Source organism: Sporosarcina sp. FSL K6-1540, assembly GCF_038620285.1.
Classification (GTDB): Bacteria; Bacillota; Bacilli; order Bacillales_A; family Planococcaceae; genus Sporosarcina; species Sporosarcina psychrophila.
In genome coordinates this window covers 308,273-323,643 of record NZ_CP152018.1, presented here as the reverse complement: position 1 = coordinate 323,643, position 15,371 = coordinate 308,273, and the positions used below count along the sequence as shown (strand labels likewise).

The following is a 15,371-nucleotide window of genomic DNA, read 5'->3' as shown; positions in this document are numbered from 1 at the left end:
TTATTTTTTAAGATTATAAGGCTGTAGTGCTTCGCTTACTGCTTTTAGTGTTGCAACACAGTCTTTGACAAGGCTTTCAGGGAAATGTTCCCCTTCGCCGTATTCAACGCCATGTGGATAGTAATGCTTGCCGACAACTGGTTTTTTAAGGATCATAGTCGCTTGGCGTGTATCAACATCGCCATCAGTTGTATAACTGAATACGCGCAAATAAAACGTGCCTTCTTTGATCATATATTTCTTATCAAATGTTGCGCGTTCGTAGTCCCATTGACCTGCGCGGACAAGGTCGTGTTTTAACATGATTTCATCAAGTATTGATAAGTCAGTAACAATATTTTCAATGCCTGTATCTTCAATATACATAGTTTATATCCTCCTTATATATCGTTGAGCCAATTCCCTATACCTATTTATAATAGAACAAATCACCAGCAGTTGCAATGACAACATTGTGTCAACAAACGTATGATTTAATAAATAAGATAATACTTAACATTTTTCACAGATAGACGAAGTATAATGAAAGAAGAAATCATTTAGTAGTATTATCCTTATAAGAACTGACTAAACTTTATACTCAAGAAAGTAGGTCGAAAAATGAAAGCACTTTGGAAAATAATAATTCTACTCATCATCGTCCTATTGATATTTTATATTATGGATGATCGAGTGAAAGAAAATAAACCGCTTGAGTCGCCTGTGAAACATGGGACGGCGATCCCAGTGCCTGGAAGTGGGGATGGTTTACCGCTACCGCAAGCTGCACGGCCTGAATCGGGCCTGTCCCTGTTTGTCGGTAAGAGTGTAGACAGTCTATTTGAGCAGTTGGGTAAGCCAGATCGAATTGAACCCTCAGACTATGGTTACGATTGGTGGATATACGATAAAGATCAACAGTTAATGGTAGGCGTTTGGGAAGGGAAAGTAAATCAAGTTTATACTGCGGATTTATCCTCCGATATTGAGCCTTTTGAGATTGGGCAGGATGTGAAAGACATCTATCGATTTACGATTGTTGAGTCAGAAGTGGCTGTACAAATTGGAGAAAGTATCTATACATTTACATTGAACGGGGATGATGTGAATAATAGGCTGCTTATTGAATATGAGAATGTCTATGCGCAGCTTTATATCGACGGTGTGGATGGGGAATTGGAAGCGATACGTTTTATTGATCCAATTACACTAATTTTGCACCAGCCCTATGACATGGCTTATATGGGGGAAATCGTTAGTGCGGATCGTCCATCGTCAACAATGCAGATGGAAGTAGATCGTGCAATGGAGCGTCAAATCTTCAGTTTAACTAATATTTATCGGAAAAACCATGGATTGAATGAACTTTTGAGTGATTACGATCTTGCTGTTGTAGCACGAAAACATAGTGAGGATATGGCGCTTGAAAATTACTTTTCCCATGAATCTCCTGTGACCGGTAATCTTGCGGATAGGTTAAAAGAGGCAGAAATTGAACATCGTAAAGCACGGGAAAATATTGCTTTCAACTATGTGGATGCAATTGAGGCAGTCCATGGTTGGCTTAATTCTCCCGCGCACCGTGATGTCTTGCTTGAAAAGGAAGTCACACATCTAGGGACAGGTGCATATGGAAAATATTATACACAGGTTATGATTCGTGAGCTTGCAGAAGAAAAAAGGCAGCAATGAAGTTCATTGCTGCTCAAGGAATAATCCAAGTTCCTGTCTCCGTACTGGCGACACCTCTTATATAAAGAGGTGTCGCCGTTTTTTTTGCATGTAATGCAGCCCGTTTTTGAATGATTGGCCTTTCACAATCTAGAAGTGGTATGAAATCGTCCAACTTCAGCAGGTCCAGTTTACGGGGGTTCTCCACTTTGCGCGGATCATGAGTCATAACGCCAGGTACATCTTTAAAAAACTCTACATGGGACGCTTGGAGTGCTCCTGCAAGCGCGATTGCAGACAAGTCGCTGCCACCTCTCCCAAGTGTCATGACATGCCCGTTGTTGTCGATCCCTTGAAAGCCTGGAATAATAATACAACGGGTTTGTTTAAGGTTTTCAGCAATGGACGCAGGGTCGATGTGGTCAATCGTAGCATCTCCAAATTCTCCAACAGTCATTATACCAGCCTTAATGCCATGCAGGACAATGTTGGGGACACCTGCTCGTGTTAGTTCGGCTGATATAACTGCGGCAGCAATGAGTTCGCCACAGGACACTGCAAGGTCGCTTGCGGCTGCTGAAGATGAAAAAGCATCCGTAAGCTGAAGAAGGCTGTCCGTCGAATAAGGATCGCCGTAGCGACCAATAGCAGATACGACAACAACGACATCGCCAAACTCATTTAGTCCATCTTTTATATGGTTAATGCAATTCAATCTCATTTCTTCATTTTTCATTGCTACTCCACCGAATTTCTGGATGATCATAAGGCTCCCAACTTTCTTCGTGACGTTCATTGAGTTCTTTTCATACGATAAAGTATGTTCGCTCTCAATATATTCATTTTCACAGAAAAATGTTCGGGAAGGGGAGAGTGGTGCTGTTTTTAACGGAGCTTATAAAAGACTGGCCTTGTACAGTCAATGGCGGGGAACTCAGGACTGTTGTCACGGGAATAACCGAAGATTCTTCACGGGTAAAGAAAGGATGCGTGTTTGTAGCCAGAAAAGGTAATCAAAGCGATGGCGTGAAGTATATTAAAAAAGCAATTGAACAAGGTGCTGCAGCTATTGTTATTGATAGAACAAATTTGACAGAAATACCAGCTGATGTTGTTGTCATTACGGTTTCGGATTGCACAAAGTTCATGTCTCATGCAAGTGCGCAATTAGTTGGTAATCCTGCCAAAAGAATGAAAATGATTGCGGTGACTGGAACAAATGGAAAAACGACAGTTACACATTTCATCGGTCAGTTATTAAGCAAATTTGGAAATCGGGTGGCTGTTATCGGTACGACAGGCATTTTTATCGATGGCGTTAAGATTGATTATGAATGCCCCAAAATGACAACATTACCCGCGGAATACCTCCATCCTTTATTAAAGAAATGTGTTGATGAAAATGTTAGTCATATTGTTCTTGAAGCATCATCACTTGGATTGTCTTCGAATCGTTTAGATCATTGTGATATCGACATTGGAATACTATTGAATATTGGGACTGATCATTACGAAGAACATGGTGGAAAGTTTGCTTATATAAATGCGAAAAAGCGTTTAATTCAAATGGCGAAAACATTCATTGTTAACAATGATGATAAAGAATGTGTGAAAATGGTTCAAAATGCAACTGTTCCACTGGTTTATTTTGGGACGAATTCGTCAGCAGACGTCCAAGTCCCAGAACTAAAAATGAATCCTGATATACTGGGTCATTATAATCGGATGAATACATTAGCAGCAATTAGTGCACTTCTTGTCCTTGGCTATTACTTAGATGATATTTTGCTGCACTGCGAACTGTTACAGCTTCCAGAAGGTAGATTGCAGCAACTTGAGCGGGATGGTGTAAAAGTTTACGTAGATTATGCTCATACGCCAGATGCGCTTGAAGCGGTACTGCAAACGCTATCCAATTCGTGTTATGGGAGACTGATTACAGTCTTTGGGTGCGGCGGCCAACGAGATAAAGGAAAAAGGGCTGAGATGGGTGAACTCGCTGTCCTGTACTCTTCAATTGTCATTGTTACATCAGATAATCCAAGAAATGAAGATCCTAAAGCAATTATTTCGGATATTATGGAGGGTTTCGGAGGTGAGTGTTCGGCGATTGAAGCCGAACTAGATCGGAAATATGCAATACGAAAAGCGATTTTTTGCGCGGCGCCGGGTGATATCGTCCTAATTGCTGGAAAAGGTCATGAAAAATCGCAGCACACGGCTGATGGTCTGATACCATTTTCTGATCTCGAAGAAGCAGCACGTGCTCTTTCTGAAAAAACGTTTTTGGATATTAAAGAAATAAATATGGAATAGATGCAAGTTTACCATCTCTTCTGTTATGATAAATGGATGATTGGAGGGGATCATTCTATGATGACAGACGAATGGATCACCATCATTGAAGACGCAGAAGACTTAACGGCAATGTTGCTCTCTTCTGAAGCGGTAGCTGAATACCGCAAAGCCCATGATGATGTCTATTCAGACAATGAACTTGTGAAGTCAATTCAAGAGTTCACGGCAATGAAGGAACGTTATGAAGAAGTTCAACGATTCGGAAGATACCATCCGGATCATAATATAGTAATGAAAAGCATCCGCGTACAAAAACGTGAGCTTGATATGAACGAACGGGTTGCGGCTCTTCGATTGGCTGAGAATGACGTTCAATTTATATTTGACGAAATTGGTTCAATTATCGCTAAATCGGTTTCGGATGAAGTAAAAGTTCCGGCTGGCAGTGCATTCTTTTCCGACTCATCTTGCGGAGGAAGTTGCGGCACCGGCGGAGGCTGTTCGTGTTCGGCTTAAAGAAAGAAAAGCGCAAGCGCCTGTGAAGACCCGAAAAGCGCTGGAAGGCCTTAAGATAAAGGCGCCCTTTGCCTTTAACTTAAGGACTGAAGCGACTCGAGGGGCTAGGCGCTGAAGCTAGACAAAAACAAAAGAGTAAGCGCCTGTTCAGAGGCGACAGGCATAAGACGGGCTGGCGAAGCGGCGTTCTTTGCCGCACAGCTGGACCGACTTATGACCCGAGCCTCTAGGCGCTGGAGTCTAGACGTAAAACATCATCTTTCGCAGGTTATCCACAGTCCGAGAATTTATAAATTCCTAAGCAAAAACAAAAACGTAAGTGCCATCTAGCTTAGGGAGTCTAGACATAAAAAAAACAGGTTGCATCCATGTCGGAAAGTCGACATGGATGCAACCTGTTTTTTGTTTAATCGCCTACGTTTTCTTGGACAATTTTCATCGCGACGGTCGGTCTGTCTGTGATGAAACCAGCTGCTCCAACATGTAAAAGTTTAACGAACGACTCTTTATCATTCACACCTTCAAAATAAACTGGAATATTAATTTGGGTAAGAAACTTCATGAAACTTTCAGTGCCGAGAGAAAATACGCCCAGTTTTTCTGGAATTCTGAACAAGTCTGCACGGGGACTATAAAGATGACCGAACATGCTTGTAAAAGAGGCGTATGCTCTTTTTACTTCGTTATCACCCGCACCGGTTGCAACTTTGTTTTGTGCGTACAAGTTAAATCTGTCGGTCTGTTCATCATATGAGCTTGTTACTGCGACACAGTCTTCAGCACCCAGCTCTTCAAGAAGTCTCCAAAGTTTGGAAGGAATCAAGCTACCTTCGTATGTATCAGGAGAATCTTTTAGATTAATAACAATTAGCATATGCGGAAACTTCTGTATTAGTTCACGAAGGGTAATAATTTCTACGTTTTTTCCACGGTAAGAATGATTTCCATCCTCATCTTCAAATTGATAACCTGCATCAGCCATTTTCAATTCGCTAAGGGTATAGTCGGCAATTCTTCCAGAGAAATCTGTTGTTCGATCTGCAAATTCATCGTGAAAAACAATGATTTCCTCGTCTTTTGTTAACCGGATATCAACTGCAAAACCATGTACGCCAAGCTCGGCCGATTTTGAAAATGCGGCCAATGTATTCTCAGGAGCCTCTGCTAGTCCACCTCGGTGGGCAAGAATGACTGGATTATCGAAATCGAGTGCTTTTTTACCTTCACGTGGTACCGGTTTTGCGACAACTTTGGAAGCTGCCCACGCGGCAACGCCTGCCGCACCTACTGTAAGGACCACATTTGTTTTTCTACCCATTTAGTTTAGATGCCTCCTTAAGAATCAGCTCTATTTTTCCCATTATAGGGCAAAATATTGACGTTGTCAGCAATATTCAGTGTCCAGATTCAGGCGTCTTCCGCCTTCCTTCTTGAATATAAAGGCAAAGAGCGCCTTATATTCAAGTCCTCCAGCAGGGTGGGATTGAACTGCATCCCACCTACTTGTCGCATCTAGCGGGCGCCTTCCGCTTTTCTTATTGTCCAGGTTCAGGCGTCAGCCCCTCGAGTCGCTTCAGTCCCCAGGATAAAGGCAAAGAACGCCTTTTTCTTGGGGCCCTCCAGCGCTTGTCGGGGCTACACGACGCCTTCCGCTTTTCTTATTGTCCAGGTTCAGGCGTCAGCCCCTCGAGTCGCTTCAGTCCCCAGGATAAAGGCAAAGAACGCCTTTTTCCTGTGGCCCTCCAGCGCTTGTCAGGGCTACACGACGCCTTCTGCATTTCTATTGTTGCAGGGCTTTTCAGTCCTATGGTATTGTATGGGTTAGGAAAAGAGGGGAAATCTATGATCGATCGTCAAGGTATTATTGTCTATCTTCATCATTTAAAACAAGCAAAGTCATTTCGAAAATACGGTCATGTCCATTATATATCACGCACAATGAAGTATGTTGTCCTTTATTGCAATATGGAAGATGTCGATACGGTCATGGGGAAAATAGAACGTCTTCCATCTGTAAAAAAGGTTTTGCCGTCCTACCGCCCATTTGTGAAAACGGAATACGAAAATGCCAAACCGGATAAAGCGAAAGAATATGATTATAAAACCGGGTTATAAGAACTATCTTAATGGAGGGAGCAGCTTGTTGATACGCAGAATACCAATTGTGTATTGATAAAACAACTCAGTTTCCGCAAATACTGAAGAGTTTTTCAACTCGATAACTGCTGGCGTGCTCCCAACTTTCTCTGCTGTTTCCTCAAAAAGTAGCCTTCTTTTTGATTTGATGGTATTCTGCTGGATAATTCCTTCCCGGCAAATGTAAATAGGCATGAACTTACCGTCATTTGCAGGTTCGAAGGCTGCCGCGAGTGACAGTGCATGACCTGAAGGTGTTTCTGAGGATAAGATGAACGTCCTATGCAGGCGGTCGCTATTCGACTTGATTAATTCGCATAGTTCATAAACATCTCCATATCCTTCGCCAAGCTCTATGAATCGTTGATTTAATATCATACATAACACTACCTTTCTAAATACGTAAATCTAGACTTATCATACCATTGTGAGCGCCAAGGTGCATTCATCAATTCGTCCTAGGGGGTATAGGATTTGAAATTTATCGTAAGGACTATGTTTCTTTTACTGATTGTGAACGGTCTTCTAATTTATATGCATTATTATCAAGCGGTAGGCGCAGACAGTAAAGAGCCTAGCGTTGTAAAGTTCACCCAAGAGATTGAAGTGGTAAATCGTCCCGATGCTCTTCATATCCGCCAGCATTTCAGTGGCTTATTGGACATGCGGTATGAAATTGTTTGGCCAAAAGCCAGCACCAATCGTTCTTGTTATCTTGCGGACGCAACATCCTGCAATCGAATGGATGAGAATTCTATCGCTTTTCTTGAAGGGGAGAATGGACGACAATCCATTTCGTATGAAATACCCAAAAAAGGACCTCTAAAACAAACAGCTCTATTCAACGAACCGTTCGCTACACTACATGCTTCTTCTGCCTCGTACACATTATTCCATATGACTGATGAAACAGGGGTTGGTGGATTATGGGTAAATGGTTTGGAGCGAGTGGGTACTAAAAAAATGACGAACATCAATTATTCATTATTCCGTGGCAAGGGAGAAGTCAAGGAACTTTATTGGCAGCGGAATAATTTGCCTGTGCTCTATGCTGGGGATAGGCTCTCGGTATTTGGGGAAAGCGGCAATACTGAGCAACTTGGGGAAGTGGATAACGTACTTAAAGCAATTGATGCCAATCATTCAACGATTGTAATTGATGATACACGTCAGGCTGTTAATGCTACCCGGTTTATCGTTTCAAAAAATGCGGATGTGGATAAAGTATCGGTTCGATTGCTAAGGGAAAGTATGTATGCGCGTTTTACAATACCCGAAAACGAACGCATGACGGCCGAACTGGTAGCTTCGATTCTAGGAGAAACGCCAACAGGACTCGGGAAATCACGTAAAGCTTATCAAGTCCTTACTGAATCAATTACAGTAGAGGAACTTGGGAAATTCAAAAAAGTGTTGAATAATATGACAGGGCAAGAGCTTAATGCATCTGTTTTGGACGCGATAGCCGGAGAGATAACAGGCTTTAAGACATCTTACTTTACGAAAAATATTCATGATGATACAACTGCTCATCCGTTTCTTATCGAAGATCCACGGGAAATCAAATTTGATGGCACTAGCACTACAGATATTCGAATTCTATTGAAGGATGGAAAGACCCTGTATCCAGCGAAGAGAATTTTAAACCTTGCGGGCTATACCATCAAGACGAATGCGCGGTCCATTTACATTGAAAATGGCATCAGGAAATTTAGATTTCCTAGGAAAGAACTATTCTATGTCTATAATGAACAAAAATACGATGTTGTAACTATGCCATTCGAAGTACTGGAAGGTGATTTATATTTTGAAGAGAGTTGGTTTAAACGGTTGTTCCTATTAAGTGTCGAGAAAACGGCAGATACGATTGATATCATCAGAATGTCAACGCTGGTAGAGGAGGGCGACAAGTGAGAGTTGTTGCAGGAACTAGAAAAGGTATTCCCTTGAAATCTTTACAGGGAACGGACACACGCCCGACATCGGATAAAGTGAAAGAGTCCGTATTCAATATAATCGGGCCTTACTTTGATGGTGGAATTGCCGTAGAATTGTTTGGGGGCAGCGGATCTCTTTCCCTTGAAGCTTTATCAAGAGGAATCGATGAGGCATTCCTATTTGAAAAAAATGTGAAAGCGTGTGCGATTATTAAAGCGAACGCGGAAAAATGCCGATTTACGGAAGAATTACATATCAAGCGTGCGGATGCTAGAAATGCGGTTAAAGTTTTGCAAGCGGAAGGGAAGAAAGCAAAACTTCTTTTTATCGATCCCCCGTATGCGGAAACAGCATTTTATAATTTGGCACTTGAATTTGTAGAAGCAGACCTTCTGACTGAAAACGCTGTCATCGTTTGTGAGCATGAAAAGCAATTGGAATTACCAGAAGCGTACGGCAGTTATAATAAGATAAAAAGTTCAGTGTATGGAAATAGCGCTGTATCTATTTATGAGAAATGAGGTTTCAATAATGTCGAAAATTGCAGTTGTGCCCGGAAGTTTTGACCCGTTAACGAATGGGCATTTAGATATTATCAAGAGAGCAGCGAGGGTTTTCGGTGACGTCAGAGTTGCTGTGATGAATAACTCCTCAAAAAACTCACTGTTTACTGTCGAAGAGCGTATGGCGCTTATTGAAGAGGTGACGTCTGTGTTTCCGAATGTGAAAGTGGAGTCGTCTTCTGGATTGCTTGTTGATTATGCCAAGAGTGTAGGGGCATCTGTAATTGTTCGCGGATTGCGTGCCGTTTCCGATTTTGAGTATGAAATGCAAATTACGTCTATGAACAGGTTTCTCGATGAGAGTATCGAGACATTTTTCATCATGACGAACAATCAGTATTCGTTCCTCAGTTCGAGTATTGTCAAAGAAGTGGCAAAGTACAGCGGTGAAATCTCAGGACTTGTGCCAATGCAAGTTGAAGAGGCGTTGAAAAAGAAATATCAAACTCGATGATTGTTAAATGGTTATGATGAAATTAAACTTTCATCATAACCATTTTATATTAATAAATAAGGTAGAAGATTACCGGAACGACAATGATGCTCCAAATTCGTCCGATTACGTAAGGGGTCATCGAGATTTTGCAGGTCTTTGCGATGACAAAAACTTGCATATGGATACTCAATCCGTTCATGGAAATGATTGCAGCGATAAGAAAAGGGAAAAACGGCAAGCCGTAAAAGTGATCTGTTGCTGATTGAACACCTGATGTCATTTCGAAAATGGCTAAGGCAATTGTTTTCGAAATCCCCATCTCCACAGTGAATGCCGAAGTGAAAACTGTTGACAGCACGGTTCCGAGAGAGGAAAAGAAAATGACCGTGGTTGCGACAAGAATAATGATTGTCGAACTTTCCTTGATAGCGTCTAGAAGTGGCACCCCTTTTACTTTCTTTTGAGGTTGTGAAAGAGGTGTTTCTATTTCGCTTTCGCGGTGCAGAAAAGCTACTGCAAGTAAAAAGAAAAAAATATTCGCGATGTGGATGGCCGCAAGTAACTTCCACCCTGAACTTACATTTCCGAATAGTTCTGTTCCAACGAAGCCGATGATAAACATCGGCCCGGGTGCATGGCATGCAGCTAGAAGTAGACCGCTTTGCTTCTGAGATAATTCACCGTTTTTCATCATTTCGGTTACTGTTACGGCACCGACCGGGAATCCGCCAAATGATCCGAGTACATATGCTTTCAAAAAACGCCTCCACTTCGGTACTTTCTGTGTACGATTGGGCATTTTTAAAAGCCATTGTGTCAATATGATATAGGGCAGTAAATAAGGAAGCAGTGCATGGATAAATAACTGTGCGCCCGCTTCGGCTCCGGCATGTGCAACGCTTGGCTGTAAAATGAACAGAATGATAAGTCCCCAAACGACTGAAAGATTTATCATATGATAAAGGCGTGCATGTATTCCGTTGACCACGCACTCGGCTCCTTTCGATTTCCAAGCATGACGAAAAAATTAGGTATAAATCTTTTGTCAGTCTTTTTTTGGTGCTACACTTATATATATGTAAAGAAAGTACAGGCTATTAACGGAGGTGGTCCTAAAATGAGAAAGAAACGATTCAGTATGATAGGTGTTTTGCTTGTTATCATAGCCATTTTGTTCATTTACCCGCTCGATTCTTATATATCGCAGCCAGGAGGAGCTTATGACTTGGATCCACTCGTTGAAGTGGTAGGCGGAGATAACAACGATATTGGGACATTCAGTCTTATGACGATTTCCGTTTCAAAAGCGACACCAGCTTCTTATGTTTTATCGAAATTCACCGATAAGAAGAAGCTTCTCCCTGCTGAAAATGTAAGAAGAGATGGAGAAAATGACAAGGAATATAATATCCGGCAGAAGAAACTCATGACTGGTTCACAGTTCAATGCAATTACAGTTGCATTTGAAAAAGCGGGTATTCCTGTTGATATCCAGTATGATGGTGTATTTGTCATGATGGTCCTCGAAGGAGGCGCGGCCGACGGTATCTTGGAACTTGGAGACAAGATTCGTATGGTTGACGGTGTGGAGTTGAAAGAATCAGGACAATTCTTTACGCTTATTGGAGATAAGAAATTGGGTGATGAAGTAAAGATTTCTTTGGATAGGGATGACAATAAGCTCGATGTAACACTTGTCTTGAAAGAGATACCTGATAGTGATGGACGGGCAGGACTTGGCGTACGTTTTGAAGAGGATCGAACACTCACGACTGATCCAGAAGTCGATTTCAAAACATCGAATATAGGTGGACCATCTGCGGGTCTGATGTTCACGCTTGAAATTATGAACCAGTTGCTTGATGAAGACCTCACAAAAGGATATAACATTGCTGGAACTGGAGAAATGTTGGAGGATGGAACCGTCGGAAGAATTGGGGGCGCGGACTTTAAAGTGATTGCTGCTTCTCGCCAAGACGTGGAAATATTCTTCGCACCAGCAGATGATTTACCTGATGAAGTAAGGGCGGCAAATCCTGGAATACTGACTAATTACGAAGAAGCTGTAAAGATGGCAGAGAAAATCGGCACAAAAATGAAAATCGTGCCGGTGGAAACTGTAGATGATGCACTTGATTATTTAGCGACGTTGGAAAAGAAGTAAGTTGTTTGGTGTGGTCTTTTCTATGCAGTGTGTGGTGCCAGTAACTGCCATGTAAATTTAGCGAAGGCGCCTTACAGGGGTAGCCGAAGCCATCCCCGAGTACCGAAGCGGAGTTGAACGGAATCTTTATCTCAAACTAACATCTTCACTGAATGATAATTGGGTGTGTATTGTAATCAACACCGATTCGGGAACTAGAAGTGCCGTTTCCGATACCGAGTGCGTACATATCCGCTGCGTGGATATCGAAATCAAGTGAAGGATTTGAAAAGGCGGCTGCTTTGCTAATTAGAGGAAGCTTCAGCCTTTTTTTATGTTCATTCAAATATAATCTTCCGGCAGATGTCATTCCAAGTAATCGTAGATAGGAAGGAGTTTTCATACTGCTCCGTATATCGTACGTAAACCCGGTAAATATATGAGTAAGCATGCGCTGAAGTCGGGTCCAAGTGTACCTTTTGGATTTCACGTCCTTCATGAAGCCTTCAAATGTGCCGTTATCGGCTGCCGCGCGGTACAACAGATTCTCAATTCCTTCCGTTACGTCTGCAATCATCGCAAGTCGTTTTGGTCCTTCCCGTAAAATTGTGAAACGGAGCTGGGGATAGAAAGTCGGCCAGTTTCCAAAAGATTGATTTTCCGCTTGCCAATCGTGTAGAAGTTCGAGTGCTGTATCTGGCATGAAGTCTGTAATCGTTCCGAGCTTCTCTGATTCAAAAAAGGATTTTCTGATGCCGGTTGCACTTGCAATTGGGTTACCTGCTACAGCGTCGTCATGGTACTGGGCGACAATGCGCGGGATTGTGACGGCTTTCATTTCGGAGTCAATATTCCTAGCAGCTTCCATATAATGAAAACCTAAAATGTTGTTCGGTTTCGAGAGATCAGCAAGTGGTCCTTCGATTGTTGAGGAATTGGCGGCCATGGTGTAAGCCTCATTCAACGCTTTTGGATAACTGAGTCCCCGGCTGACAGCATCTTTCACAGTTTGTTCATAATTGTCGCCGGCTTGTTGGAGAAGAAGAAGACTTCTTTCGAAAGAGTTAACTTCACCATCTTCGCTACCGAAGCAGAAAGCACTGCACTGAGCAGCGTCCAGTAGCTGAATAGCACCTCTGGCGAAGGATGGGGCATTAGATGTCGCGAATGCATAAGGAAGCTCCAAAACGATGTCCACACCGTTTTTCAAGGCCATGTTTGCCCGGGACCATTTATCAACAAATGCAGGTTCCCCCCGTTGTAGGAAATTACCGCTCATGACGGCAATAACAACATCCGCGCCAGTTGTTATTTTTGCTTGTATCGCGTGATAAAGATGCCCGTTGTGAAACGGGTTATATTCGACGATAATTCCTGAAGCTTTCAAATTCGACACTCCTTTGCTACAATGAATATTAATTATACCTATGCGGCTGACGAAGTGACAAGAAAATATCTTGACATCCCTTTTCGCCCATTATATAATCAACATTGTTGTCTTGAGGTGATAGACATGAAATGGTCAATCCATCAATTGCAGAGATACAGACAAGGTGCGATGCCGCTTGACGAAGCTGTCGACCTTGAATCCGTGAAAAAACGGAATCCGGAAATCCGGAATATTACGCCTGTCCGAGTGACCGGAAGTTGTACAATCAGCTCCAAGAAATTGATATGCCGATTCCGGCTCGAAGGTACGTTGACATTACCCTGTTCACGAACATGGGAAGACGTCGAATTACCATTCGTAATCGAAGCTGACGAACAGTTCAGCTGGGATGAAGAAGTTCTCGCATCAGATGATGAAATTCATCCTGTTGTGGGTGAGGTAGTCGATCCGACCCCTGTATTTGAGGAGCTCGTCCTCCTTGAAGTGCCGCTTCAAATTTTCAGCGAAAATGCTGATGATATGCAAGAGGCTGAAGGAAAAGGCTGGTCATACGCGACTGACGAGGTGTACAATGCCAGGCTCCGTAAGGAACTGGAAACGAAAGTGGATCCTAGACTTGCCGATTTGGCAAAGTTCTTTGAATCCAAGGACGAATAGGCGAACGTAAGGAGGTGCCCCAGATGGCTGTACCAAAAAGAAGAACATCCAAAACAGTTAAAAACAAGCGCCGTACGCATTATAAATTGCAAGTACCGGGAATGACTACTTGTACTAACTGTGGCGAAATCAAATTGGCTCACCGCATTTGTAAATCATGCGGTCATTACAAAGGAAAAGAAGTTGTAGGCGAATAAGTAAGATTTGCCTATGAAGGCTACCGTGAGACCATGGCTCACGGTGGCCTTTTTTCTATACCCAAGAAAAGCGGAAGCGGCCGCTTAGATGCGACAGGCATAAGACGGATCGGCGAAGCGGCGTGTCCTTTGCCGCGCAGCCGGGCCGGCTTATGACCCGAGCATCTGGCCGCTGTAGCTGGACAACAAGAAAAGCGGAAGGCGTCGTTTAGCCCCGACAAGCGCTGGAAGTCCACAGGAAAAAGGCGCTCTTTGCCTTTTCCTGTGGACTGAAGCGACTCGAGGGGCTGACGCCTGAAGCTAGACAGTAAGAAAAGCGGAAGGCACCCCGGAGTGCCGAAGCGTATTTGAAGGAAATCTTTATTCAAATTATACACACAATGGGGGGAATGGACATGTCTTACACAATTGCTATCGAAAATGGAATTGCTACATTTACAATTGACCGTCCTGAAATGCGCAACGCTATTAACTATACGGTTATGGATGGCCTCGAACAATTTCTAAATCGTATTGAAAATAATGAAGATGTCGCATATGCGGTCATTACGGGTTCGGGTGATCGGGCATTCTGTTCGGGTGGAGATTTATCTGAATTTCATACCTTGCGTACGGCCGATGAGGCGTATCCGATGCTAAGCAGAATGTCGGGGCTATTATACCGGGTTGCCACGCTGCCGATGCCTGTCATTGCGCTCGTCAATGGTGCTGCCGTAGGTGGTGGTTGTGAAATTGCTACTGCTTGTGATTACAGGGTCATGTCATCCACAGCAAAGGCTGGTTTCATTCAAGGGACACTTGCTATTACTACGGGTTGGGGCGGTGCTACGCTGCTATTTGAAAAAGATGGCAAGCATGACCGTGTGTTGCGCCTACTGTCTGAAGCTGGGGTGCATACGGCTGATGAAATGTTTGAAGCGGGTTGGGCAACTGAAACTTATGAGGGCACTGCTGAAAACGGGCTTCAACGGTTTCTTGCCAAAATGTCCGCGCATCATCCGGCTGTCCATCGAGCGTATAAAACGATTGCTATTCGGAAATGGACAGCTGATTTTATTCGTGACCGAATGATTGAAGAGTCGCGTCAATGTTCAATTCTTTGGGGAAGTGATGCACACCATGAAGAAGTGGCGCAGTTTTTATCGAAAAAATAAATTGTTTCAACGACCGCTGTACATGTCCTATGCATGTGCAACGGTTTTTTAATTGAATTAAATAAGTTAAGTATTGTCCCTTAGTTATAAGGCGTTTTTTGCTTTGATTGGGACCGTCCATCTTGTTATGACCGGCATGGGGCCAGTTATGCTCGCCTTGAGTACGATTATGACCGGCATGAGCCCTATTATGCTTGGCATCAGCCGTATTATGACCGCCACGACTTTTTAATCGCACAAAACCATTTTGAAGTTAAAACTTCCGGAAATTGACTAGTTGAAATGGCATGAAA

General features: G+C 43.0%; 17 protein-coding genes. 11 read left to right on the top strand and 6 right to left on the bottom strand.

Going from position 1 to position 15,371, the window contains the following annotated elements:
- Entirely contained in the window at positions 1-366 is a 366-nt protein-coding gene (locus tag MKY15_RS01545; protein ID WP_067211539.1) for a YugN family protein, read from the bottom strand.
- A gap of 234 nt (positions 367-600) precedes the next feature.
- On the opposite strand from MKY15_RS01545, the gene MKY15_RS01540 reads away from it, so the two are divergent.
- Entirely contained in the window at positions 601-1,671 is a 1,071-nt protein-coding gene (locus MKY15_RS01540) for a CAP-associated domain-containing protein (RefSeq protein ID WP_067211536.1), read from the top strand.
- A 13-nt stretch (positions 1,672-1,684) separates the two neighbouring features.
- Here the strand turns inward: MKY15_RS01540 and MKY15_RS01535 are convergent, their stop codons facing one another.
- Entirely contained in the window at positions 1,685-2,416 is a 732-nt protein-coding gene (locus tag MKY15_RS01535) for an aspartate kinase (protein WP_067214025.1), read from the bottom strand.
- Positions 2,417-2,526: 110 nt separating this feature from the next.
- On the opposite strand from MKY15_RS01535, the gene MKY15_RS01530 reads away from it, so the two are divergent.
- Together MKY15_RS01530 and MKY15_RS01525 are read left to right on the top strand one after the other, a co-directional pair.
- Positions 2,527-3,966 carry a UDP-N-acetylmuramoyl-L-alanyl-D-glutamate--2,6-diaminopimelate ligase gene (locus tag MKY15_RS01530; protein WP_067211534.1) on the top strand — a complete coding sequence of 480 codons (1,440 nt, stop codon included), beginning with the start codon at positions 2,527-2,529 and terminating at the stop codon, positions 3,964-3,966.
- A 57-nt stretch (positions 3,967-4,023) separates the two neighbouring features.
- Positions 4,024-4,464, top strand: a complete 441-nt coding sequence (locus MKY15_RS01525) for a YlbF family regulator (RefSeq protein ID WP_067211531.1) — start codon at positions 4,024-4,026, stop codon at positions 4,462-4,464.
- A gap of 406 nt (positions 4,465-4,870) precedes the next feature.
- On the opposite strand, the gene MKY15_RS01520 is transcribed toward MKY15_RS01525, so the two are convergent.
- Positions 4,871-5,782 carry a glycerophosphodiester phosphodiesterase family protein gene (locus MKY15_RS01520; protein WP_340740449.1) on the bottom strand — a complete coding sequence of 304 codons (912 nt, stop codon included), beginning with the start codon at positions 5,780-5,782 and terminating at the stop codon, positions 4,871-4,873.
- 524 nt (positions 5,783-6,306) lie between these two features.
- On the opposite strand from MKY15_RS01520, the gene MKY15_RS01515 reads away from it, so the two are divergent.
- Positions 6,307-6,579, top strand: a complete 273-nt coding sequence (locus MKY15_RS01515; protein ID WP_067211526.1) for a YlbG family protein — start codon at positions 6,307-6,309, stop codon at positions 6,577-6,579.
- 3 nt (positions 6,580-6,582) lie between these two features.
- Here MKY15_RS01515 and MKY15_RS01510 read toward each other — a convergent pair whose 3' ends face one another.
- Positions 6,583-6,978 (bottom strand): methylthioribose kinase, encoded by a 396-nt coding sequence (locus MKY15_RS01510; RefSeq protein WP_067211524.1) that lies wholly within the window; start codon positions 6,976-6,978, stop codon positions 6,583-6,585.
- Positions 6,979-7,074: 96 nt separating this feature from the next.
- Here MKY15_RS01510 and MKY15_RS01505 point away from each other — a divergent pair, with 96 nt between their 5' ends.
- Genes MKY15_RS01505 through coaD form a run of 3 tightly spaced genes read left to right on the top strand, consistent with a single transcriptional unit; the run spans position 7,075 to position 9,555 of the window.
- Positions 7,075-8,514, top strand: a complete 1,440-nt coding sequence (locus tag MKY15_RS01505; RefSeq protein WP_342538799.1) for a hypothetical protein — start codon at positions 7,075-7,077, stop codon at positions 8,512-8,514.
- Entirely contained in the window at positions 8,511-9,059 is a 549-nt protein-coding gene (gene rsmD / locus MKY15_RS01500) for a 16S rRNA (guanine(966)-N(2))-methyltransferase RsmD (RefSeq protein WP_338655773.1), read from the top strand. Before MKY15_RS01505 ends, rsmD begins: the two co-directional genes overlap by 4 nt.
- Positions 9,060-9,069: 10 nt before the next feature.
- On the top strand, positions 9,070-9,555 hold the full coding sequence (coaD, locus tag MKY15_RS01495; RefSeq protein WP_067211517.1) for a pantetheine-phosphate adenylyltransferase: 486 nt from the start codon (positions 9,070-9,072) through the stop codon (positions 9,553-9,555).
- Positions 9,556-9,604: 49 nt separating this feature from the next.
- On the opposite strand, the gene MKY15_RS01490 is transcribed toward coaD, so the two are convergent.
- On the bottom strand, positions 9,605-10,525 hold the full coding sequence (locus tag MKY15_RS01490) for a hypothetical protein (protein ID WP_342538798.1): 921 nt from the start codon (positions 10,523-10,525) through the stop codon (positions 9,605-9,607).
- Between the two features lie 129 nt (positions 10,526-10,654).
- On the opposite strand from MKY15_RS01490, the gene MKY15_RS01485 reads away from it, so the two are divergent.
- Complete coding sequence (locus MKY15_RS01485; RefSeq protein WP_342538797.1) at positions 10,655-11,701, top strand: SepM family pheromone-processing serine protease; 1,047 nt, start codon at positions 10,655-10,657, stop codon at positions 11,699-11,701.
- A 145-nt stretch (positions 11,702-11,846) separates the two neighbouring features.
- Here MKY15_RS01485 and MKY15_RS01480 read toward each other — a convergent pair whose 3' ends face one another.
- Entirely contained in the window at positions 11,847-13,076 is a 1,230-nt protein-coding gene (locus MKY15_RS01480) for a nucleotidyltransferase (RefSeq protein ID WP_342538796.1), read from the bottom strand.
- A 117-nt stretch (positions 13,077-13,193) separates the two neighbouring features.
- On the opposite strand from MKY15_RS01480, the gene MKY15_RS01475 reads away from it, so the two are divergent.
- The 3 genes from MKY15_RS01475 (at position 13,194) to MKY15_RS01465 (ending at position 15,078) form a co-directional block, all read left to right on the top strand.
- A complete protein-coding gene (locus MKY15_RS01475) occupies positions 13,194-13,727 on the top strand; it encodes a YceD family protein (RefSeq protein ID WP_067211507.1) in 534 nt (177 codons plus the stop codon).
- Between the two features lie 23 nt (positions 13,728-13,750).
- A complete protein-coding gene (gene rpmF / locus MKY15_RS01470) occupies positions 13,751-13,924 on the top strand; it encodes a 50S ribosomal protein L32 (RefSeq protein WP_067211505.1) in 174 nt (57 codons plus the stop codon).
- Positions 13,925-14,319: 395 nt separating this feature from the next.
- Positions 14,320-15,078: an enoyl-CoA hydratase/isomerase family protein gene (locus MKY15_RS01465; protein WP_338655782.1), complete on the top strand. Its 759-nt coding sequence runs from the start codon at positions 14,320-14,322 to the stop codon at positions 15,076-15,078.
- Positions 15,079-15,371: the final 293 nt, after the last annotated feature.